Source organism: Stenotrophomonas sp. Sm10, assembly GCF_030985515.1.
Lineage (GTDB): Bacteria > Pseudomonadota > Gammaproteobacteria > Xanthomonadales > Xanthomonadaceae > Stenotrophomonas > Stenotrophomonas hibiscicola.
This window is the reverse complement of the sequence record NZ_JAPTFO010000061.1, coordinates 1-20,846: the sequence shown is the minus strand read 5'-3', so window position 1 is coordinate 20,846 and position 20,846 is coordinate 1. Positions and strand designations below refer to the sequence as shown.

Genomic DNA, 20,846 nt, shown 5'->3' with positions numbered 1-20,846 from the left:
GACTGTCACTCAGAACCCGGTGCTGTAGCGCAACGCCGCCTGGCGCGCGCCCTCGCCCCCGACGCGCTGGTCGAAGCCCAGGCTCAGGCGGCCACTGCGACCCCACCACGATTCCAGCGCCATGCCGATCAGCGCACTGCCGCGCGGCGCATTCCAGCCCGCCAGTGGTGCCCAGGCATCGACGCCGACGAAACTGGCCTGCCACGCCGCATCGGCAACCTCGAGCCGCTGCTGCCACTCGGCATGCCCGCGCAGGCTCCAGCGCCCCCAGCCACGCTCGCCGCGGATGCCGGCCAGCATCTGGCTGCGCTGCACGCGGTTGGCATCGCCACGCAGGCCGAAGCCGAACCCGCCCAGTTCGTTGAACGCATCGGTATCCACGCGCGTGGTGCTGGCGCCCAGATACGGTGTCAACGAGGCACCCGCGCGGCCGAAGCGATAGCCGCCTTCGACACTGGCACTGCTGAAGCGCCCGCCATAGCGGGCCGAAACACCGTAACTACCCGCGCCCAGCAGGAGTTGGCGATCCAGCGCCCGGGTGAACTGCCCGCTGCCGATCTGGGCCAGCGCATAGCCCCGGCCCAGATTCCAGCCCGCGTAAAGCTGTGCCTGCGCCTGGCGATCACGCCCGCGATCGCCGCCGAAGCTGCTGCCACCGTTGCTGCGGGTCTCGCCGAAGGCCACACCCATCAGCCCGGTGCTGCCCAGCGGCAGGTCCTGGCCGGCCATCCAACCGCGGCTGTCGGCGGCGTTGCCGGCAAAGCTGCCCTGCCCGGCCTGGCCGAGCGCACTCTGCCAGGCCCCGCGCAGGCGCGGCGCCGCCTGCACGCGATCAAAGCGCTCTGCGATGGCACGGCGTGACATGTCGATGCTGTCGAAGGTGACCGCTTCGGCCCGCGCGTGCGCCTGCCCGGACAGGCTCTGCAGACTAGCCTCGAGGCCGTTGCTGCCACCGCCGGTCCACTGCAGCGCCCCGGCGGCCGTACCGAAGGCCGATCCCTGCAGTCCTGCATTCTTGTCGAGCGCGGCAAATGCACCCTCCAGCCGCTGTGCTGCCGCCTGGGCGGAAGCCCCCAGGCCGCTGGCTGCCCCGGTGACACTGACCTGGGTCAGGTTCAACCAGGCGTTGTTGCTGTCGTAGCCATAGCTGCTCTGCAACAGCGACAGTCCCTGCAGGCCGCTGGAGGTGGCCGGCGTACTGAAGGCACCACTGAGTCCGCCGTCCGCATGGATCAGGTCCTGCCGGGTGCCGCTCTGTGGCACGTAGCCGGAGACGAAGCCATGCACGCGCACGCCACCGTCGAGGGTGGCCTTGCCGGTGACCTGCAGCGCATTGGCGCCGAGTGCGATCATCAACTGTGCGCCCGCCTGCTGGGCGTAGTCGCCCTCGATGGTGCCGGTGGTGTTGCCGGTGGTGAGGAATACGCTGCTGCCGTTGACCACGTTGCCGATCACGCGCGGCGCGCCGCCATTGAACTGCAGGCCGGTCGAATCCGGATCGGACTGGCCGAGGATGGTCACGTTGGAACGGATCACGCCACCGTCCTGCAGTGCCAGGATGCCGCGTTCGATGCGGGTGGAACCGGTATAGCTGTTGTTGCCGGCCAGCACCAGAGTGCCCCCGCCCTGCTTGACCAGGCCGCCGCTGCCGACGATGTTGTTGCGCCACGCCGAACCGCTGGAGGCCACATCCACGTTGGCAACCACATCCCCCCAGTCGAAGCGACCCGGACCGTTGATCGCACGACCGATGTCGAGCAGGCCGTAGCCGAACACCGGATCCACGCCCGGGGCGCCGATGTCCTTGGCAGTGCCCAGCAGGGTCTGCCGCACCAGGTCGTTGCTGAAATACGGATAGCGCTGCCAGACCAGCGCAGCGGCGCCGGACACCAGCGGCGCCGCGAATGACGTGCCGTAGTTCCAGTAGTAGCTGCCCCCGTTTGCATCGGGATAGACCGCGCTGCCCGGCGCTGCCAGGCAGTAGCGCGCGGCCTGGCCGCAGCCATTGGCGTAGCTGGCCAACGTGCCCGGTGCATAGGGATCCACCGCGGTCGCCACCAGCCAGCCGCGCTCCAGATCTGCCGCCGGCAGCGAGCCGGCAACGCCCAGCTGGCTGGGCAGCGCGGCCAGGCTGCTCGGTTCACTGCGGCCGTCATTGCCCGCTGCGAACACCACCAGCCCGCCGTGGTTGACCACGAAGGGGCGATACTCGGCGGCCACCTGCGCGGTGGTCGGCAGGTCGGTCCAGTACAGGCCGCCCCACGAGTTGTTCATCACCTTTACGTTGTAGCTGATCAGGTCCTGGTGCACCTGGGCCACGCCCAGCGGTCCGCTGAAGGAATTGCCCTTGCCGCTGCCATCGTCGGCGGGCGGCTTGTCGGCGATGATCCGCGCCGAAACGATCTGCGCACCAGGAGCGATGCCGCCTGGCCAGGACCCAACCGGCGCGCCGGCAGCCAGGCTGGCTACCGCCGTGCCGTGGCCCACCACGTCGTCCACCTGCAGGTTGTTGCGCGACGGATCGATGTAGTTGAGGTTGGCCACCACCCGCCCGTTCAGTGCCACCGCGTCGCGCTGCACGCCCGAATCGACGATACCGATGCGCACGTTCTGGCCGCTCAGGCCGGCGGCCTGTGCGGCACGCGCATTGGTGACCGACAGATGCGCGTCGAAGGCCGGCTCCTGCGGTTTTGCCGGCGGCGGCGGCGTCGGTGGCGGGGTCGTGGGTGGCGGCGGTGGTGGCGGTGTGTCAATGCGCACGTTGCCGCCCCCGCCACCTCCGCCACAGGCTGTCAGCGCCAGTGCCAGCGCGGTTGCCAGGGCAGATTTCACCGTCGTCGTGCGTTCCATCGATTCCTTCCCATGAACATTGGCCCGTCGTTGTCCCGGCAGGCATGCGGCGCCGTCCAGCGGCGGCCCTCCCCGACCCTCTATACTTGGGCCGACCCCCACGCAGTCTGCCGGGAAACCGGGGCGCTTCCAACGGCCCACGGTCTCCTTTCCGAACATTGCTTACGCATCAACGAGATTGCCATGTCCAACATCGTCATCGCCGCCGCCAAGCGCACCGCCATCGGCTCCTTCCTCGGCCAGTTCAACGGCGTGCCGACCCCGACCCTGGGCGCGGCCGCCATCGCCGCCGCACTGGAGCAGTCGGGCATCCCGGCCAGCGACGTTTCCGAAGTCCTCATGGGCTGCGTGCTGCCGGCCAACCTCGGCCAGGCGCCCGCCCGCCAGGCGGCGATCGCTGCCGGCATTCCGCTGTCGACCGGTGCCACCACGCTGAACAAGGTCTGCGGCTCCGGCATGAAGACCATCATGCTCGGTCATGACCTGATCAAGGCCGGTTCGGCCAGCATCGTTGTCGCCGGCGGCATGGAATCGATGTCCAACGCGCCGCACATGCTGCCCAACTCGCGCACCGGCAACCGCTTCGGCAACTTCCAGGCGGTCGATCACATGGCCCACGACGGCCTGGTCAACGCTTATGACGGCAAGGCGATGGGTGAATTCGCCGAATGCGCCGTGGACAAGTACCAGTTCAGCCGCGAAGAGCAGGACGCCTACGCCATCGAATCGGTCAAGCGCGCGCAGGCAGCCCAGGCCAACGGCGCGTTCGCCGATGAAATCGTCGCGGTGAAGGTCGCCACCCGCAAGGGCGAGGTCGAGATCACCACCGACGAGCAGCCCGGCCGTTCGGACATCGCCAAGATCCCGACCCTGCGCCCGGCCTTCAAGAAGGACGGCAGTGTGACCGCCGCCAGCTCTTCCAGCATTTCCGACGGCGCTGCCGCAGTGGTCCTGCTGACCGAGGAAGATGCGGCTGCGCGCGGCATCAAGCCGTTGGCCCGAATCGTCGGCCACGCCACCCATTCGCAGGAACCGGAGTGGTTCACCACTGCCCCGATCGGCGCGCTGCGCAAGCTGCTGGACAAGACCGGCTGGTCGCTGGATCAGGTCGATCTGTTCGAAATCAATGAAGCCTTCGCTGTGGTGGCGATGGCGCCGATGCGCGAACTGGGCATTCCGCACGACAAGCTCAACGTGAATGGCGGCGCCTGTGCACTGGGCCATCCGATCGGTGCCTCCGGCGCACGCCTGGTGGTGACCCTGGTCAATGCCCTGCGCACGCGCGGTGGCAAGCGCGGCATTGCCACCCTGTGCATCGGCGGTGGCGAAGCAACCGCGATCGCCATCGAATTGATTTAAATGGATTTAACGATGATTTCGCAAAAATGAATGCGGGATCGCTTGACACCCAATCTTGGCTTGTCATCATGTTGTCGGCGCGCAGCATGCGCGTTGCCTAATTCTAACGACGAGGATTTACACAATGAGCATCAACAAGCTGCTGGTCGCGATGTCCCTGGCTCTGGCCCTGGCCGCCTGCTCGAAGCAGGAAGCTGCCCAGGACGCCGCTGCTTCGGCCAACGAAGCCGCCACCGAAGCCCAGGCTGCTGCCGACCAGGCCGCCGCTGCTGGCGCCCAGACCGCCGACGCTGCCCAGCAGGCCGCTGACACCGCCGCCACCGCTGCCGACGCTGCGACCGACGCTGCTGCCAACACCGCCGCTGCTGCCACCGACGCCGCTGCTGGCGAAGCCAAGGACGCCGCCAAGGCTGCCGAAGCTACCGCTGAGCAGGCCAAGGACGCTGCTGAAGAAGCCAAGAAGTAATCACTTCTTTCTTCACGCTGTTCCGGAAAAGCCGCTGGTTCGCCAGCGGCTTTTTCTTTGCGCCCGTGGATCGCGACTGAGCGCGCTCCGCGACCCCGTCTTCACAACGGCATGAATAGGCTGGCGTCCCCATCCATTGCAGTACCGGAGACCGCCATGAAGATTCGTCCGATCACCACCACCCTGCTGGCCGGCTCCCTGCTGCTGGCCCTGGCCGCCTGCAAGGGCCCGGAGGCCGAACAGGCCAAGCAGGACGCGCAGCAGGCCGCCGATAGCGCTGGCGTCGCTGCCCGCGATGCCGTCGACCGGGCCGCTGCCGCAACCCGCGACGCCGCCGACAAGACCGCTGCTGCTTCCGAGCAGGCCGCCGCCGATACCCAGCAGGCGCTGGACAAGGCCGCCGACGCCACCGCCAATGCCGCTGACCAGGCCAAGGTCGCCGCCACCGACGCGGCCGCGCACGCCAGCGACGCCACTGCCGACGCCGCGCAGAAGGTCGCCGACAAGGCGCGCGATGTCGCCAATGACGCCAAGGCCAACGCCGCCAAGGAAGAAGCCAAGCACTGAGCCTTGCCGGCAGCCGAGCACCGGCTCGGCGCTACAGGAAAAGCCGCGGCATGGCCGCGGCTTTACTGCTTTTCGCTCTCCGCTCTTTCTGTTGATTCCGTGGTGGACGGCACGGAAACCGTCCAAGGCCGCGCGGGTAGGTTGCGCAGGGGCGTAAGCGCCATGGATGGCGCGCCCGAGCCTACAAGGACGTATTCACGGCGCCCCCTGCGCGACCTACCCGCGCGGCCCATCCATCAGTATCAGCGCCCACCACGAGGGGCACCGCCGTTGGCCATTGCCTACGGCAGCGCGCGCGCCAGCATCGCGGTCAGCTCCAGGCCCGCCGGCAGCGTCCCGAATGCCAGCCCGTGCTCTCCTTCCAGCCGGCTGCGCACGAACGCCTCGGCGATCGGGCTGCGCGCACGCAGCAGCAGCGCTGCCTGCAACAACAGCGCAGTGCGCTCGCAGAACAGTCGCGCCTGTGATTCCTCCGGTGCCGGTGCCGCTGCCCAGCGCTGCAATGCCGCTGCGTAGCGCGCATCACGGTCGGCCACCGCCGCCAGCTCGCCGCGCAATGCCGCCATCGCCTCCGGTTCACGGGCCAATGCACGCAGCACATCCAGACACTGGATGTTGCCGCTGCCTTCCCAGATCGAATTCAACGGTGCCTGCCGGTACAGGCGCGGCAGCATCGACTCCTCCACATAGCCCGCGCCGCCCAGGCATTCCTGCGCTTCATTGACGAAGGCCGGCGCACGCTTGCACAGCCAGTACTTGCCCAGTGCCGTCCCCAACCGTGCCATCGCGGCTTCATTGGCATCCACACCGGCACGATCCACCGCGCGTGCGATGCGGATCGCCAACACCGTGGCCGCTTCCGACTCCATCGCCAGATCAGCCAGCACGTTGGTCATCAACGGGTGCTCGACCAGCAGCTTGCCAAAGGTGCGGCGATGCCGTGCGTGATGCAGCGCCTGCGCCAGCGCCATGCGCATCTCCGCTGCGGCGCCCAGCATGCAGTCCAGGCGGGTCATCATCACCATGCCGATGATGGTGGCCACGCCGCGGCCCTCTTCACCCACCCGCCACGCCTGCGCGCCGCAGAACTCGACCTCGCTGGAGGCATTGGCCCAATCCCCGAGCTTGTCCTTCAACCGCATCAGGCGGAACGCATTGCGGTCACCGTCTGCCAGGCGGCGCGGCAACAGCAGGCAGGTCAGTCCTCCCGGCGCCTGCGCCAGCACCAGGAAGCCGTCGCACATCGGCGCGGAAAAGAACCACTTGTGGCCGACCAGGCGATAGCGCTCGCCATCGATCGGTTCGGCGCGGGTACTGTTGGCACGTACATCCGAGCCGCCCTGCTTCTCGGTCATGCCCATGCCCAGGGTGATGCCGGCCTTGTCCGCCACCGGCACGTCGCGCGGGTCATAGACCGGCGCTGCGGCCTTGCGTGCCCACTCGGCCAGGTGCGGCTGCGTGCGCAGCACCGCTACTGCTGCATGGGTCATCGTCAATGGGCAACTGGTGCCCGCCTCGGCCTGGTGATGCAGGTAGCTCAACACCGCACGTGCCACGTGCGCGCCGGGCTGCGGCTCATGCCAGGACAAGCCTGCGACCCCGTGCGATTTGGCCGTGTCCATCAACTGGTGATAGGCCGGATGGAACTCCACCGTGTCGATGCGATGGCCCTGCGCATCATGCGTGCGCAGGCGTGGCCGATCGCGGTTGGCATCGAAGCCGACCCGGTACAGCTCATCACCCGCCAGCGCGCCATACACCGCCAATCGTGGCGCGAAGCTGCCAGCGCCTTCGCGCTGAACGGCTTCCATCAGCGCCGCGTCGTCGGTCCACAACTGCCGCCCCGCGAACGGCGGCGGCTGGTTCAGTACCACATGGGTTTCGTAGGGCGCGTTGCTGCTGAAGCTCGGTCCACTCATCCGGTCCATCCTGGCGGCAAGAAGTGTGCGGCCCGATTGTGCCGCATGACCTGCCAAGCCCGTGTTCAGGCCGGTTCTCACCCCGTGCACGAGCCGCAGGCCACAGTGATGGCATGGCAGGCAATGACGATCTGGTGGTGTTGCGCCCGGAGGGGCTGTACTGCGCTGCGGGCGACTTCCACATCGATCCCTGGCGGCCGGTGCCGCGCGCGGTCATCACCCATGGCCACGGTGACCATGCTCGCCCGGGCATGGGCGAATACCACTGCAGCGACGGCAGCCTGCCGATCCTGCGTTGGCGCCTGGGCGACGTGCCGGTGCAGGCGCATGCCGAGGGCACCCCGTTCCGCCTGGGCCGGGTGCAGGTATCACTGCATCCAGCCGGCCACGTGCTGGGGTCCTCGCAGGTGCGCATCGACGACGGGCGGCAGGTCTGGGTGGCCTCCGGCGACTACAAGCGCCAGCCAGACCCGACCTGCGCGCCGTTCGAAGTGGTGCCCTGCGATACGTTCATCACCGAGGCAACCTTCGCCCTGCCGATCTACCGCTGGCCGGACACGCCGGCAGTCGCTGCGGAGATCGTGGCGTGGCGCCGCGAATGCGAACAGCGCGGCGAGGCGGCGATCCTGCTGTGCTATGCACTGGGCAAGGCACAACGGGTGCTGGCCGAGCTGCGGCCGCTGGATGATCGCCCGGCCTGGCTGCATGGCGCCATCGCCAATGGCGTAGCGGTGTACCGGCAGGCCGGCGTACCGATGCTGGAGACGCTCACCGTGGCCGAACAGGGCCGTCAACCCGATGCCGCCGGCCAGTTGATCCTCGCCCCGCCCTCGGCTGCGGGCACGCCCTGGATGCGCCGCTTCGGGCGCCACCAGCTGGGCTTCGCCTCGGGCTGGATGCAATTGCGCGGCAACCGGCGCCGACGCAACGTCGATCGTGGCTTCGTCATTTCCGATCACGCCGATTGGCCAGCACTGCTGACGACGATCGAACAGACCGGCGCGCAGCGGGTGATCGCCACCCATGGCAATACCGATGCGCTGATTCCCTACCTGCGTGAGCGCGGCGTGGCTGCCGAAGCCTTCCGTACCGATTTCGGGAGCGAGGAATGAAAGCCTTCGCAGCGCTCTACCAACGCCTGGACCGCAGCACTGCCACGCTGGACAAGCGAGCGGCACTGGTCGATTACTTCGGCCAGGCAGGCGCGCACGATGCGGCGTGGGCGCTGTACCTCCTCAGTGGTGGCAAGGTGGGCGGCGCACGCCGGAAGATCGCCACCAGTGGCGAACTGCGCGCCTGGATCGCCGAGGAATCAGGGTTGCCACCGTGGCTGGTGGACGACAGCTATGCGCAGGTCGGTGACCTGGCCGAAACGCTGACCCTGCTGCTGGACGACCCACCAAACCCCTCGCCTGACCGCCCCCTGGCCGAATGGATCGAACAGCACCTGCTGGCGGTGGCCAACCAACCCGAGGCGGTGCGCCGTGCGGCGGTCGTCGCCGGCTGGCGGCAGCTGTGCAGCAGCGAACGCCTGGTGTTCAACAAGCTGCTGACCGGAGCCCTGCGCGTTGGCGTCTCGCAACGGCTGGTGCAGCAGGCGCTGGCCGAGTGGTCCGGCCTGGATATTGCCCGCATCGCCCAGCGCATGCTGGGCGAGTGGGTGCCCTCGCCCGGGCTGCTGGCCCAGCTGCTGTCGCCGGATGAGCTGCCGCTGGACCGGCAGCAGCCCTACCCCTTTTTCCTCGCCTCGCCACTGGAGGGCAGCCCTGCCGAACGACTCGGTGCGATCGACGACTGGCTGCTGGAATGGAAGTGGGATGGCATCCGCGTGCAGCTGCTGCGCCGGCGCGGCGAGGTCGCCTTGTGGTCACGTGGCGAAGAGCGGCTGGATGGTCGCTTCCCCGAAATCGAACAGGCGGCGATGGCGCTTCCCGATGGCTGCGTGCTGGATGGCGAGCTGCTGGCCTGGGACGAAGCCGCGGACCTGCCACGTGCCTTCACCGCGCTGCAGACCCGCATCCAGCGCCGCAAACCCGGCTCGGCCACCCTGCGCAACACGCCGGTGCGCGTGCTCGCCTACGACCTGCTGGAACTCGATGGCGCGGACCTGCGCGAACTTCCATTGCAGCAACGGCGCGCGCGGCTCACCGAGGTCGTCGGTGCACTGGGCGATGCGCGCATCCAGCTGTCGCCCGACGTTGCCGCCGGCGACTGGCCGCAGGCCGCGGCGATGCGCGATGTGGCGCGCGAACGCGGTGTGGAGGGGTTGATGCTGAAGCGGCGCACGTCCTCCTACCAGGCGGGGCGACGACGCGGCGACTGGTGGAAATGGAAGGTCGATCCACTCACGATAGACGCGGTGCTGCTGTACGCACAGGCCGGGCACGGCCGACGCAGCACGCTGTACACCGACTACACCTTTGGCGTGTGGGACGGCGACACGCTGGTGCCGGTGGCCAAGGCGTATTCCGGCCTGGACGACAAGGAGATCCTCGCGCTCGACCGCTGGATCCGCGCCAACACCCGCGAGCGCTTCGGGCCGGTGCGCAGCGTACGCGCCGAACAGGTGTTCGAGCTGGGCTTTGAAGCAGTCAACCGCAGCAGCCGGCACAAGTCCGGCATCGCCGTGCGCTTCCCGCGCATCCTGCGCTGGCGCCACGACAAGCCCGCCAGCGAGGCCGATCAGCTGGCCAGCCTGAAGGCGCTGGCGCGATGACCCGCAGCCAGGCGCTGCGCCGGCTGGAAGACTGGTTTGCGTCCAGAGGCTGGCGCTCACTGCCGTTCCAGCGCGCAATGTGGCGCCACTACCTGGCGGGCGAATCCGGGTTGCTGCATACGCCCACGGGCAGCGGCAAGACACTGGCGATGTTCGGCGGGCCCCTGCTGCAGGCCATGATCGATCCGCCGCCCTTGCCCCGTCGGGCCAGCGCGGTGCGCCCACTGCAGGTGCTGTGGGTGACGCCCTTGCGCGCGTTGGCCAGTGATACCGCACGCGCACTGCAGGACGTGGTCGATGGGCTGGGGCTGGGATGGCGTGTCGGCCTGCGTAGTGGCGACGCCAGCAACCGCGAACGACGACAGGCGCGCGAGGGCCGCGTCGACGTACTGGTGACCACGCCCGAATCGCTGGCGCTGTTGTTGAGCTATCCCGACACGCTGCCGCGCATGCGCCAGCTGCGCTGCGTGGTGGTGGATGAATGGCACGAACTGCTGGGCAACAAGCGCGGCGTCCTGCTGCAGTTGAACCTGGCGGTGTTGCGCGATGCCAGGCCGGCATTGCAGCTGTGGGGTCTGTCGGCCACGCTGGGCAATCTGCAGGAGGCGCGCGACGTGCTGCTGCCCGGTCAACCGGAAGCACCGATCGTGCAGGGCGTACGGCCGCGCACACTCAGCGTGCGCAGCCTGCTGCCAGACCCCGGCGAACGCTTCCCATGGGCGGGGCATCTGGGCCTGGCACAGCTGCCACGCGTGCTGGAGGCGCTGATGCAGGCACGCAGCAGCCTGCTGTTCACCAACACCCGTGCACAGGCAGAACTGTGGCATCAGGCGCTGGCCGCGGTGTGGCCGGAGGAACTGGACACGCTTGCGCTGCACCACGGCTCGCTGGATCCGGCCCTGCGCCAGCAGGTGGAAGACGGACTGCGCGCGGGCGCGCTGCGCTGCGTGGTTGCCACTTCCAGCCTTGACCTCGGCGTGGACTTCCCCGAAGTAGAACAGGTCCTGCAGCTGGGCAGCCCGAAGGGCGTGGCGCGCCTGCGCCAGCGCGCCGGACGCGCACGCCACCGCCCGGGTGCCAGCGGCGCCATCCTGTGCGTGCCCAGCCATGCGCTGGAACTGGCCGAGTACGCTGCGGTGCGCCGTGCATTGGCTGAAGGCGTGGTCGAAGCGCGCAGGCCGCCGACGCTGTCGCTGGATGTGCTGGCCCAGCACGCGGTCAGCCGTGCGCTGGCGGGCGGCTTCGACAGCACTGCGCTGCTGGAACAGGTCCGGCGTACCCATGCCTTCGCGTCGCTCGGCAACGACCAATGGCAGGCCGTGCTCACGTTCATCGTGCAGGGCGGGCAGGCCTTGGCCCAGTACCCCGATTTCCACAAGGTCGTGCGTGATGCCGATGGCTGGTACCGCATGCATGACCGCCGCCAGGCGCTGCGTCATCGGCTTTCGATCGGCACCATCAGCAGCGATGGCAGCGTGCGCGTGCAGTTCCTGCGCGGCGGCAGCCTGGGCGCCGTGGAGGAGCAGTTCGCCAGCCGGCTGCGACGTGGCGATCGTTTCCAGTTCGCAGGGCGCCTGCTGGAGCTGGTGCAGCTGCGCGACATGACCGCCTTCGTGCGGTTGGCACGAGGGCGCGGAGACGGCGTCGTGCCACGCTGGCAGGGAGGCCAGTTGCCGCTGTCGATGCCACTCGGTCGCGAGCTGGAGTGGGTACTGTCCGGCGCCGACAACAGTGCCGAATCACGCTGGCTGTCGCCCTTGCTGGCACTGCAGCAACAGTTGTCGGCGCTTCCCGGCGCGGACCACCTGCTGGTGGAACAGGTGCGGCGTCGCGAAGGCCAGTTCCTGTTCGTCTATCCCTTTTCCGGCCGCCACGTGCATGAGGCGCTGGCCGCCCTGCTGGCCTTGCGCTGTACCCGCCTGCAGCGCAACAGCATCGGCTACGCGGTGAACGACCATGGCCTGGTGCTGGCACCGGCCCAGGCGATCGATCTGGACGCAGCGCAATGGCGAGCATTGTTCACCCCCGATCAGCTGCTGGATGATCTGCGTGCCGCAGTGAACCTGGGCGAGCTGGCGCGGCGCCAGTTCCGCGGCATCGCACGTGTGGCCGGCCTGCTGGTACCCAGCCTGCCCGGTGGCATGCCGCGATCGCTGCGGCAGTTGCAGGCGTCGGCGGGCCTGCTCTTCGATGTACTGCGCGAGCACGATCCGGGCCATCTGCTGCTGGCGTTGGCCGAACGCGAAGTGCTGCACGACAGCCTTGACCTGCCGGGCTTGCGGCAGGTACTGGCAAGGATCGGCACGCAGGCGCTGTCAGTGCAATGCCCGGCGTCGCTGACGCCCCTGGGCTTCCCGCTGTGGGCCGAACGCCTGCGTGGGCAGTTCAGCAACGAGGACTGGCGTACCCGCGTGCAACGCGCGGCCAAGCAGCTGGAGCGCCGCCATGGCCGATGAACTGCTGCTGCTGCGCGCGGGCGAATCGCTTGTGCTGCTTGGCGAGCGCGCGCTGTACTGGCCCACACGGCAGGCGCTGTTGATCGCCGACCTGCACTTGGGCAAGGCCGACGTATTCCGCCGTGCCGGCATCGCGCTCCCCAGTGGTGGCACCGGGGAAGACCTCAATCGCCTGCAGGCGCTGCTGGACAGGTATGCATGCCGCGAGCTGTGGATCCTGGGCGACATCCTGCATGGACCGGCGCATCGCGCCGCGTGGTACCAGCAATGGTTGGCATGGCGCGAACGCAACGCGGCGCTGGACGTGCATGTCCTGCGCGGAAATCACGACCGCCACCTGCCGCACGCCCAGCTGCTGGTACAGATCCACGATGAAGCACACCTGCATCCGTTCATGCTTCGCCATGAGCCAGTGGCCGATGCAGGACGGCATGTGATCGCTGGGCATCTGCATCCGCAGGTCGCCCTGCCGCCGTTGCGTCGGCGCTTCCCCGTATTCTGGCTGCGTGACGGGATGACGGTCCTGCCGGCCTTCTCTGCGTTCACTGCGGGAATCGTGCCTGTTCCCGCTTCCGGCGAGCAGAGGGTCGCCTGCGTCGAGGGCAGCCTGGTCGAACTGCCCGTGACGTGAATCAGGCGGGGCGGATCTCCAGCTGCGGCATCAACTGGAACTCGGGCGTGTCCCCTTCACGCCGCCGCGGCAAGGCCTGGATCCTCGCCAGCATTTCCTGCGCGCAGGCGCGGATGCGTGCATGGTGTTCCGGCGACGCGTGGCTGATCAGGCTGCCCACATGGAATTCAAACACGTCCTCCAGTACGTCGGGCTGGTCCTCGTGCAGCATCTGCAGCAGACCACGCAGCTTGCAGATTTCCGATTCCAGCTCCTCGACCGCGAACAACATGGCGTCCTCCTCTTCAACAACAGGCGGCGCGTCCGGGCCGCAACAGGCCGCGACGGCAGCGCCGCCCGGGCCACGCGCGATGTCGATCACGGAAAGGAAAACGGGCGACGCGCAATCGCGTGCAACCCACTTCTCGCATATCTGTAGTGACGCAGCCGTTAATTCACGTGACGACGCGCCTCACGCACTGGCCGTGATCGCGTTGCTGGGAGGCATTGCCATCGACCTGCCCAGTTCGTTGACGAATGCCGGGTCCAGTTGGAGCGAGCCAAGCCAGCCATGCTGCGTGCCACTGAGTATGCGCAGCATATGCCCACGGCCACCGGGCAGGCGCCCCATCGGGCCAAGCAGCACATCACGCGCTTTCGCCCAAGCGTCGCGGTCGGACTGGAACAGTGGCGTCAGCCAGCGGCTCCAGCGCTGGTACACGGCCACATGCGCGCGCCGCTGCGCTTGGTAGGCCTGCAATGCCGCCGCACTGCCGCCATCGCTGCGCACGGCATCGCGCAGTGCCAGCGCATCGAGCAACGCCATGTTCACACCCTGCCCCAGCTGTGGGCTCATCGCATGCGCCGCATCACCGGCCAGCACCATGCGGCCTTGGTGCCAACGTGTCATCACCGCATCACGGTAAACGGCGCGCGCCAACTGGCCGGCATCGCGCAGATGGGCGAAGCGCGCACCGGCCTGCGGCCACAGCGCATGCAGTTCATCCAGCCAGGGCGCCATACCTTCGGCCTGCCACCGATCGAAATCGGCGCGTGGCAGGCTCCAGAAGAAGCTCAGGCGCGGCGTATCATCACCGGGGCGGGTACCGACCGGCAGCAGCCCGATCATCTTGCGCGCGGCCACGTAGCGCTGGCGCAGCTCGCTCATGTGCGGCCAGTCCTCGGCCGGCAGCAGGCACCACAGCGCGCCCCACGGGTAAACCCTGTCCAGCGCGATGCCCTGCTCGACGCCGCCGCGCAGCGTTGAAGCTGCACCATCGGCAGCCACCACAAGGTCGAACGGTCCGTGCTGGCGCCCCCCGCTGTCGCGCAAACGCCCCTGTGCGGCGTCGACGGAAACGATGGTGGTGCCGACATGCAGCTGGCCGGCGCCATCGCGGGCCTGGTCCAGCAGCGAAAACAGCGCCCCGCGCTGCATGCCCAGCCCATGCAGGCGTGCATCCAGCCCGGCATAGGCCATGTCCATCACCGCGCGCTCGCACGGCGTGTCGCCATACAGGCGGTGCACCGGCGCGGCATGTGCACGCACGGAATCAAGCAGGCCCATCTGCCACAGTACCTGCAGGCCGCTGGGCTGCAGCAGGAAGCCGGCGCCAACCGGTCCCGGCGTGGGCACGCGTTCGAAGATCTCCACCTCGTGGCCGTCACGGGTGAGCAGGATGGACACTGCCTGTCCAGCGGTGCCGTAGCCGATCACGGCGATGCGCAGTCGTTCCTTCATGGGCGCATTGTGCCCGAGGTGGGTGGATCGCGAACGGGCCGCGAGCGTGCCGCGCAAAAAAAACCCCGCCGGAGCGGGGTTTTCAACGCACTGTCGAGTGGATCACTCGGCCGGCGTGATGTTCGAAGCCTGGGCACCCTTCGGGCCCTGGGTCACGTCATAGGTGACACGCTGGCCTTCCTGCAGGCTGCGGAAGCCCTTGGAGTTGATGGCGGAGAAGTGCGCGAACACGTCGGCGCTGCCATCCTCCGGCGAGATGAAGCCAAATCCCTTGGCGTCGTTGAACCACTTGACGGTACCGTTCGGCATGGTGATGCGAGACCTTATGCAATGAATGGGTGGTGTACGCTGAACCCGCGCACAAGCTGAGTATGCAAAGCTTGCTCGGCGAAGACAATCACCCCCGTGCCAATTCACCTACCAGTTCCGGAAGTCCGTTGCTGGCGGCCTGCACGTTGGCAAGTACTTCAGCCATCGTGATCTCTTCACCATCGCCACAGCCGGCAGCCCAGTTGGCGATGATCGCCAGGCAGGCGTAATCCAGCCCCAGCTCCCGTGCCAGTGCGGCTTCCGGCATCCCGGTCATGCCCACCAGATCGCAGCCGTCGCGGCGCATGCGGGCGATCTCGGCGATGGTTTCCAGGCGCGGGCCCTGCGTTGCGCCGTAGCAGCCGCCGTCATGGACCGTGACACCGGTCACTTTCGCAGCGGCCAGGATCTTGCTGCGCAGCATCGGCGTATAGGGGTGGCCGAAATCGACGTGGACCACGTCGGTGCCTTCTTCTTCACAGATCGTGCTGATGCGGCCCCAGGTGTAGTCGATGATCTGATCCGGGCAGGCCAGCACGCGCGGACCAAAGTGTTCGGTGATGCCTCCCACCGTGTTCAACGCCAGCACGCGCTGCGCGCCCAGTTGCTGCAGTGCGGCCAGGTTGGCGCGGTAGTTGATCTTGTGCGGCGGCAGCGAATGGCCCTCGCCATGCCGCGCCAGGAACGCCACGCGGTGTCCAAGCAGCGTACCGACGCGTACCGGGCCGGACGGGCGGCCGAAGCAGGTGTCGACCTCGTGGGTCTGCACGTCGTCAAGCTTGGCCAGGTTGTAGACACCGGTACCGCCGATCACGGCCAGGGCGATCTGTTGCATTCAAAGCACTCCATGAAAAGACCGACGCCGGCACCCGAGGATGCCGGCGGCAGAAGAAGACGCGCCGCGGGCGGCTGCGCCGTTATTCCTTCATCGCGTAGATGGCCGGCACGCAGCGCAGGGTTTCATTGACGTCCATGCCGAAGCCGAACACGTAGCGGTCCGGCAGTTCGATGCCGGCGTAGTCGGCGGTCACGTCCGGCAGCGCGCGGTCGTGCTTCTTCACCGTCATCGCGGCGATGCGCACGTCGGTCGCGCCCTGTTCCAGGCACCAGGTGCGCACGCCCTGCAGGGTGTAGCCCTCGTCCAGGATATCGTCGACCAGCAGCACGCGGCGGCCGAACAGCGAAGTGGCCGGCTTGTGCTTCCAGACCAGGTCGCCGCCGGTGGTTTCACCGCGGTAACGGGTAGCGTGCAGGTAATCGAACTGCACGTCCTGGCCGCGCGCGCCCAGCTCCAGCGCCAGCTGGCCGGCGAACGGCAGCGCACCGTGCATGATGGACAGGAACAGCGGCACCTCGCCCTTGTAATCGCGCGCGATGGCGTCGGCGATACCAGCGATGGCCTTGTCGATGGTGGGGCGGTCGACCAGCAGGTCAGCCTGGGCCAGGGCCTGGGAAATGGTGAGGTTGGGCATCAGACGGTTCTTCCAAGGGTTTCAATCAGACGGGATTGGGTGTGGCCATGGCGGGCATCGGCCAGCAGGCCATCCCAGCCAAGCGCGCCGCGGCCGAGCAGGCCCAGCAGCGCAGCAGTATTGAGGGAGCGCCCCTGCACCGCGTGCAGGGCTTCATCAACCAGCTCCGGGTGGCAGACCAGCACCACGTCGCAGCCGGCGTCCAGGTGTGCGTGCACGCGCGCGGGCACGCCACCGGCACTGTGCGAGGCGGCCATGCCGATGTCATCGGAGAACACCACGCCGCGGAAGCCGAGCTCGCCACGCAGGATGTCCTGGATCCAGCGCGGCGAATAGCCAGCCGGTTCAGGCGCAATCTGCGGGTAGATCACGTGCGCCATCATCACCGCGTCGGCACCGGCGGCGATGCCGGCCTGGAATGGCACCAGGTCCTGCGCGCGCAGCTCGTCCAGCGCGCGCGGGTCGATCGCGGTATCCACGTGGGTGTCTTCCAGCACGGTGCCGTGGCCGGGGAAATGCTTGAGCGTGGCGGCCATGCCGACCGCATGCATGCCGCGCACATAGGCAGCGGTGAACGCCGCAACCACCTGCGGGTCTTCACTGAAGGCGCGGTTGCCGATGGCGCGGTTGCCGCGGCCAAGATCGACCACCGGCGCGAAGCTGAGGTCCAGCCCGCTGGCGCGGACTTCACTGGCCATCAGCCAGGCGTGCTGCTCGGCCAGCGACAGGGCCTGCTGCGGGTCGGTGGCGTACAGGGCACCGATGTCCTGCAGTGGCGGCAGATCACTGTAACCTTCGCGGAAGCGCTGTACGCGGCCGCCTTCCTGGTCCACGCAGATCAGCTGCGGGCGCGGCGCAGCGGCGCGGATCGCCGCGCTCAGATCGGTTACCTGCTGGCGCGAGGCGAAGTTGCGCTTGAACAGCACCACCCCGGCCACGGCATCGTGCTGCAGCCAGTCACGTTCCTGGGTGGTCAGTTCGGTGCCGGCAACGCCGATCAGCAGCATGGTTGATCTCCACAACGCGCGCCCGCATGGCGCAGTGCCGCATTGTCGCAGAACCGGCCGACAGGCGCAGTGGTCAGAAAAAGGGGACGGAGGGGATTAAGGCGCAATCGGCCCCAAGGGGCTGGATACGTCTTAATCCCCTCCGTCCCCTTTTGAGGAGCCGGTCAGACCTTGCAGCCGTCCGGGCCGCAGGCCTCGTCGCCGTCAGCCGGGGTAGCCGGGGCGCCCTGTTCGGCCGCGATCTGCTGCAGGGCCTGGGCGAACGCCTCGGGTGGTTGGGCCCCGGAAATCGCCCACTTCCCATCGATCACGAAGGTCGGCACCGAGGAAATGCCCAATGCATGGGCCTGCGCCAGCTTGGCCTCCACCTCGGCCAGGCCGCGATCGGAGGCCAGCATCTGCGTGATTTCACCATCGTCCAGGCCGCCAGCCACGCCGGCGTTCACCAGCACGGCGGTATCGGCCAGATTCTGGCCCTGCTCGAAGTGGGCGCGGAACAGCGCTTCACCCACCGCATCCTGCACGCCGTGCTCGCCGGCCAGCCACAGCACTCGGTGCGCCGGCAGCGTGGTCACCCGCACCTGGCCTTGGCTGAAGTCCATCGGCAGGCCTTCGGACCGCGCCGTGGCCTGGGTCTGGTTGAGGATCTGCTCGGTGCGCTCGACGCCCCCGAACTTCCGCGAATAGGCCTCGCGCAGCGGCACCGGGGTGTCGTCCGCATCCGGGTCCAGCTGGAACGGCTGCCAGTGGATATCGAGTTCAGGCGCATTGGCGCCCAGCAACTGCACGCCCTGCTGGAAACGATGCTTGCCGATCCAGCACCAGGGGCAGACCACGTCGGAGTAGATGTCGATTCTCATGTCCACGACATGGGGACCGCCTCTCTCGATAAAAGGGGACGGAGGGGATTAAGTCGCTTTCCGCACAGGCGGGGTAAAGACGACTTAATCCCCTCCGTCCCCTTTTTGGGGGTTCACCACTGTGAATACGGGCGGCTGGCCAGGGCAACGTTGTAGTAACGGGCGTCATCGGTCACTTCGGCACCGACCCAGTCCGGCAGGTCGATGGCTTGGTCGGCGCTTTCCAGCTCGACTTCAGCCACCACCAGGCCGGCGTTGTCACCGAGGAACTCATCCACTTCCCAGGTCAGGCCGGCGTGTTCGACCAGATGGCGGCGCTTGTCGATCAGGCCGCCGACACACAGCGCCAGCAATGCGCGCGCGTCCTCCACCGGGATCGGGTAGTCGAACTCCTGGCGGGTATGGCCGAGGGTGCGCGACTTCAGGTTCAGCGCGGCGTGGTCGCCTTCGATGCGCACGCGCACCGAGGCGTTCTGGGTGCCGCGGTCGAGCGCGCCCATGTCGTTGATGTAGCCCTGCGCCATCGGGATCACCCGATGCGCGGCGGTGCGCCAGCCATCGCTGCTGACCAGGAATTTGCGTTCGATTTCGATGCCCATGGCGCAATTATGCGCCACGGGTGATGACACCTGCTCAGCGCTTCTCGAATACCGCGATGCTTTCCACGTGCGCGGTGTGCGGGAACATGTCCATGGCACCGGCGCTGACCAGGGTGAAGCCCTGTTCGTTGACCAGATAGCCGGCATCGCGTGCCAGCGAGCCCGGGTGGCAGCTCACGTAGACAATGCGCTTGAACTGCTTCAGCGGCAGCTGCTGCAGCACTTCGATCGCGCCCGAGCGCGGCGGATCCAGCAGCAGCTTGTCGAAGCCCTGGCGCATCCACGCCGTGCTGCGCTGGTCCTGGGTCAGGTCGGCGCTGAAGAACTGGGCGTTGGCCAGGCCATTGCGCTCAGCATTCTCACGGGCGCGCGCGACGAGGCCGGCATCGCCTTCCACGCCAACGACCTCGCGCACGCGGCGGGCCAGCGGCAGAGTGAAATTGCCCAGGCCGCAGAACAGGTCCAGCACGCGCTCGTCCTCACCCGGCTCCAGCAGATCCAGGGCATGGGCGATCATCTTTTCGTTGAGCTTGGCGTTGACCTGGATGAAGTCCAGCGGGCGGAATGCCAGTTCCACATCCCAGGGCGCCAGCCGGAACGACAGGGGCACACCCTGCCCGTCCAGCGGCTGCACGGTGTCCACGCCACCGGACTGCAGGTAGATCACGAAGCCATGCTGCTGGCCGAAGGCAGCCCAGGCCGCACGGTCCGCATCGCTGAGTGGCTGCAGGTGGCGCACGGTCAGGACCACGGCCTGGTCGCCGGCGATGAACTCAATCTGCGGGATATCGCGCTTGCCATCGAGCGATTCGATGAAGGTGGACAGCGCCTCGACCTTGGTGCCGATCTCCGGGATCACGGTCAGGCACTGGCTGAGGTCGGCGACGAAACGCGGATCCTGTTCACGGAAGCCGACCAGGGTCTTGTCCTTCTTCTCGACCCGGCGCACGGAGAAGCGGCCCTTGCGACGGTAACCCCAGCTGTCGCCGACCAGCGGCGCAAGCACGGTGCCCGGCTTCACATGGCCGATCCGCTCCAGGTTGTCCATCAGCACGCGCTGCTTGGCGACGATCTGCTGGTCTTCGTCCAAGTGCTGCAGCACGCAGCCGGCGCAGGTGCCGAAATGCGGGCACTTCGGGGTCACGCGCTGCGGCGAGGCCTGCAGAACTTCCAGAGTGCGCGCTTCGTCGAAATGGCGGCTGCGGGCCGTCTGTTCGGCCGTCACCACCTCACCCGGCAGGGCACCGCTGACGAAGGTGACCTTGCCGCCCTCGCCTTCACGGCGGGCGACGCCGCGACCATCATGGCTGAGGTCGAGGATTTCGGTCTGGAACGGGGTACGGTCGATGCGGGAGCGGGATCGGGCCACGTGGCAACAGGCTGCGGGCAAAAATGGGGGCGTATTGTCGCAGATCCTGACCGGCAGGGTCCGGACCCGCTTGCGCCCGCCGCCGCCGTGCTTGATGATTGCAGCAGCTGACATGGAGGCAGCCCTGATGCAGATGACCCCGCGGGCCAGCCGGCCCCGCTTCCTGCTTGTCGAGGACGACATCATCAGCCGCGGTTTTTTCAAGGCGGCGTTGGAAACGTTACCGGCGGATGTGGACACCGCAGATTCGCTGGCCAGCGCTTTGGCCAGCGCCGAACCCGGCGCGCACGACCTGTGGCTGATCGACGTCAACCTGCCTGACGGCAATGGCGCGCAGCTGCTGCGCGAACTGCGCCGTTCACATCCCGACACCCCGGCGTTGGCACATACCGCTGACGGTGACACGTCCATCCATGCCCGCCTGCGCGAAGCTGGCTTCAGCGACACCCTGGTCAAGCCGCTGGGCCGCGACCAGTTGCTGAAGGCTGTGCGCCGCGCACTGGTGAACAGCCCGGCGGGGATCTCCGTTGCCCCGGCCCCGGCAGC

Annotated in this window: 19 protein-coding genes; 8 read left to right on the top strand and 11 right to left on the bottom strand. The window is 67.9% G+C overall.

From position 1 onward, the window contains the following. Positions 1–9 precede the first annotated feature (9 nt). Positions 10–2,850 carry a S8 family serine peptidase gene (locus tag O0J15_RS15670; protein ID WP_308305913.1) on the bottom strand — a complete coding sequence of 947 codons (2,841 nt, stop codon included), beginning with the start codon at positions 2,848–2,850 and terminating at the stop codon, positions 10–12. A 183-nt stretch (positions 2,851–3,033) separates the two neighbouring features. On the opposite strand from O0J15_RS15670, the gene O0J15_RS15665 reads away from it, so the two are divergent. The 3 genes from O0J15_RS15665 (at position 3,034) to O0J15_RS15655 (ending at position 5,242) form a co-directional block, all read left to right on the top strand. Continuing rightward, a complete protein-coding gene (locus tag O0J15_RS15665; RefSeq protein ID WP_019662149.1) occupies positions 3,034–4,209 on the top strand; it encodes a thiolase family protein in 1,176 nt (391 codons plus the stop codon). 124 nt (positions 4,210–4,333) lie between these two features. Beyond that, positions 4,334–4,675, top strand: coding sequence for a hypothetical protein (locus O0J15_RS15660; RefSeq protein WP_019662150.1), 342 nt, complete (start codon positions 4,334–4,336; stop codon positions 4,673–4,675). A 156-nt stretch (positions 4,676–4,831) separates the two neighbouring features. After that, positions 4,832–5,242, top strand: a complete 411-nt coding sequence (locus O0J15_RS15655; protein WP_019662151.1) for a hypothetical protein — start codon at positions 4,832–4,834, stop codon at positions 5,240–5,242. Positions 5,243–5,523: 281 nt separating this feature from the next. Here the strand turns inward: O0J15_RS15655 and O0J15_RS15650 are convergent, their stop codons facing one another. Next, positions 5,524–7,161 (bottom strand): acyl-CoA dehydrogenase family protein, encoded by a 1,638-nt coding sequence (locus O0J15_RS15650; RefSeq protein ID WP_019662152.1) that lies wholly within the window; start codon positions 7,159–7,161, stop codon positions 5,524–5,526. Between the two features lie 113 nt (positions 7,162–7,274). On the opposite strand from O0J15_RS15650, the gene O0J15_RS15645 reads away from it, so the two are divergent. From O0J15_RS15645 to pdeM, 4 genes are read left to right on the top strand one after another with little or no spacing between them, the layout of a single operon-like run. Continuing rightward, positions 7,275–8,273 carry a ligase-associated DNA damage response exonuclease gene (locus O0J15_RS15645; RefSeq protein ID WP_019662153.1) on the top strand — a complete coding sequence of 333 codons (999 nt, stop codon included), beginning with the start codon at positions 7,275–7,277 and terminating at the stop codon, positions 8,271–8,273. Continuing rightward, positions 8,270–9,877 carry an ATP-dependent DNA ligase gene (locus tag O0J15_RS15640; RefSeq protein ID WP_308305912.1) on the top strand — a complete coding sequence of 536 codons (1,608 nt, stop codon included), beginning with the start codon at positions 8,270–8,272 and terminating at the stop codon, positions 9,875–9,877. The genes O0J15_RS15645 and O0J15_RS15640 overlap by 4 nt, the downstream gene beginning before the upstream one ends. Continuing rightward, positions 9,874–12,333 (top strand): ligase-associated DNA damage response DEXH box helicase, encoded by a 2,460-nt coding sequence (locus O0J15_RS15635; protein WP_308305911.1) that lies wholly within the window; start codon positions 9,874–9,876, stop codon positions 12,331–12,333. Before O0J15_RS15640 ends, O0J15_RS15635 begins: the two co-directional genes overlap by 4 nt. Next, a complete protein-coding gene (pdeM, locus tag O0J15_RS15630; protein WP_308305910.1) occupies positions 12,323–12,964 on the top strand; it encodes a ligase-associated DNA damage response endonuclease PdeM in 642 nt (213 codons plus the stop codon). Before O0J15_RS15635 ends, pdeM begins: the two co-directional genes overlap by 11 nt. Before the next feature lies 1 nt (position 12,965). On the opposite strand, the gene O0J15_RS15625 is transcribed toward pdeM, so the two are convergent. The 9 genes from O0J15_RS15625 to rlmD form a co-directional block, all read right to left on the bottom strand. After that, positions 12,966–13,235, bottom strand: coding sequence for a hypothetical protein (locus O0J15_RS15625; protein WP_019662157.1), 270 nt, complete (start codon positions 13,233–13,235; stop codon positions 12,966–12,968). Between the two features lie 180 nt (positions 13,236–13,415). Further along, positions 13,416–14,684, bottom strand: coding sequence for an NAD(P)/FAD-dependent oxidoreductase (locus tag O0J15_RS15620; RefSeq protein WP_308305909.1), 1,269 nt, complete (start codon positions 14,682–14,684; stop codon positions 13,416–13,418). A gap of 102 nt (positions 14,685–14,786) precedes the next feature. Further along, positions 14,787–14,993, bottom strand: coding sequence for a cold-shock protein (locus O0J15_RS15615; protein WP_005410590.1), 207 nt, complete (start codon positions 14,991–14,993; stop codon positions 14,787–14,789). 88 nt (positions 14,994–15,081) lie between these two features. Next, entirely contained in the window at positions 15,082–15,828 is a 747-nt protein-coding gene (locus tag O0J15_RS15610) for an S-methyl-5'-thioinosine phosphorylase (RefSeq protein WP_308305908.1), read from the bottom strand. Between the two features lie 82 nt (positions 15,829–15,910). Further along, positions 15,911–16,465: a hypoxanthine-guanine phosphoribosyltransferase gene (locus O0J15_RS15605; RefSeq protein WP_005410592.1), complete on the bottom strand. Its 555-nt coding sequence runs from the start codon at positions 16,463–16,465 to the stop codon at positions 15,911–15,913. Then, entirely contained in the window at positions 16,465–17,472 is a 1,008-nt protein-coding gene (nagZ, locus tag O0J15_RS15600) for a beta-N-acetylhexosaminidase (RefSeq protein ID WP_019662160.1), read from the bottom strand. The genes O0J15_RS15605 and nagZ overlap by 1 nt, the downstream gene beginning before the upstream one ends. A gap of 164 nt (positions 17,473–17,636) precedes the next feature. Further along, positions 17,637–18,332, bottom strand: a complete 696-nt coding sequence (locus O0J15_RS15595; RefSeq protein ID WP_180877987.1) for a DsbA family oxidoreductase — start codon at positions 18,330–18,332, stop codon at positions 17,637–17,639. Positions 18,333–18,445: 113 nt separating this feature from the next. Next, complete coding sequence (locus tag O0J15_RS15590) at positions 18,446–18,931, bottom strand: CYTH domain-containing protein (RefSeq protein WP_053500339.1); 486 nt, start codon at positions 18,929–18,931, stop codon at positions 18,446–18,448. A gap of 34 nt (positions 18,932–18,965) precedes the next feature. Then, on the bottom strand, positions 18,966–20,300 hold the full coding sequence (gene rlmD / locus O0J15_RS15585; RefSeq protein WP_031270572.1) for a 23S rRNA (uracil(1939)-C(5))-methyltransferase RlmD: 1,335 nt from the start codon (positions 20,298–20,300) through the stop codon (positions 18,966–18,968). A gap of 127 nt (positions 20,301–20,427) precedes the next feature. Here rlmD and O0J15_RS15580 point away from each other — a divergent pair. Further along, positions 20,428–20,846 (top strand): response regulator (locus tag O0J15_RS15580; RefSeq protein ID WP_308305907.1); only part of this gene is annotated, 419 nt, incomplete at its 3' end.

Excerpts from the sequence above, each read along its gene's own strand:
- O0J15_RS15670 (WP_308305913.1), bottom strand. The coding sequence starts at position 2,850 with ATGGAACGCACGACGACGGTGAAATCTGCCCTGGCAACCGCGCTGGCA.
- O0J15_RS15665 (WP_019662149.1), top strand. The coding sequence starts at position 3,034 with ATGTCCAACATCGTCATCGCCGCCGCCAAGCGCACCGCCATCGGCTCC.
- O0J15_RS15660 (WP_019662150.1), top strand. The coding sequence starts at position 4,334 with ATGAGCATCAACAAGCTGCTGGTCGCGATGTCCCTGGCTCTGGCCCTG.
- O0J15_RS15655 (WP_019662151.1), top strand. The coding sequence starts at position 4,832 with ATGAAGATTCGTCCGATCACCACCACCCTGCTGGCCGGCTCCCTGCTG.
- O0J15_RS15650 (WP_019662152.1), bottom strand. The coding sequence starts at position 7,161 with ATGAGTGGACCGAGCTTCAGCAGCAACGCGCCCTACGAAACCCATGTG.
- O0J15_RS15645 (WP_019662153.1), top strand. The coding sequence starts at position 7,275 with ATGGCAGGCAATGACGATCTGGTGGTGTTGCGCCCGGAGGGGCTGTAC.
- O0J15_RS15640 (WP_308305912.1), top strand. The coding sequence starts at position 8,270 with ATGAAAGCCTTCGCAGCGCTCTACCAACGCCTGGACCGCAGCACTGCC.
- O0J15_RS15635 (WP_308305911.1), top strand. The coding sequence starts at position 9,874 with ATGACCCGCAGCCAGGCGCTGCGCCGGCTGGAAGACTGGTTTGCGTCC.
- pdeM (WP_308305910.1), top strand. The coding sequence starts at position 12,323 with ATGGCCGATGAACTGCTGCTGCTGCGCGCGGGCGAATCGCTTGTGCTG.
- O0J15_RS15625 (WP_019662157.1), bottom strand. The coding sequence starts at position 13,235 with ATGTTGTTCGCGGTCGAGGAGCTGGAATCGGAAATCTGCAAGCTGCGT.
- O0J15_RS15620 (WP_308305909.1), bottom strand. The coding sequence starts at position 14,684 with ATGAAGGAACGACTGCGCATCGCCGTGATCGGCTACGGCACCGCTGGA.
- O0J15_RS15615 (WP_005410590.1), bottom strand. The coding sequence starts at position 14,993 with ATGCCGAACGGTACCGTCAAGTGGTTCAACGACGCCAAGGGATTTGGC.
- O0J15_RS15610 (WP_308305908.1), bottom strand. The coding sequence starts at position 15,828 with ATGCAACAGATCGCCCTGGCCGTGATCGGCGGTACCGGTGTCTACAAC.
- O0J15_RS15605 (WP_005410592.1), bottom strand. The coding sequence starts at position 16,465 with ATGCCCAACCTCACCATTTCCCAGGCCCTGGCCCAGGCTGACCTGCTG.
- nagZ (WP_019662160.1), bottom strand. The coding sequence starts at position 17,472 with ATGCTGCTGATCGGCGTTGCCGGCACCGAACTGACCACCCAGGAACGT.
- O0J15_RS15595 (WP_180877987.1), bottom strand. The coding sequence starts at position 18,332 with ATGAGAATCGACATCTACTCCGACGTGGTCTGCCCCTGGTGCTGGATC.
- O0J15_RS15590 (WP_053500339.1), bottom strand. The coding sequence starts at position 18,931 with ATGGGCATCGAAATCGAACGCAAATTCCTGGTCAGCAGCGATGGCTGG.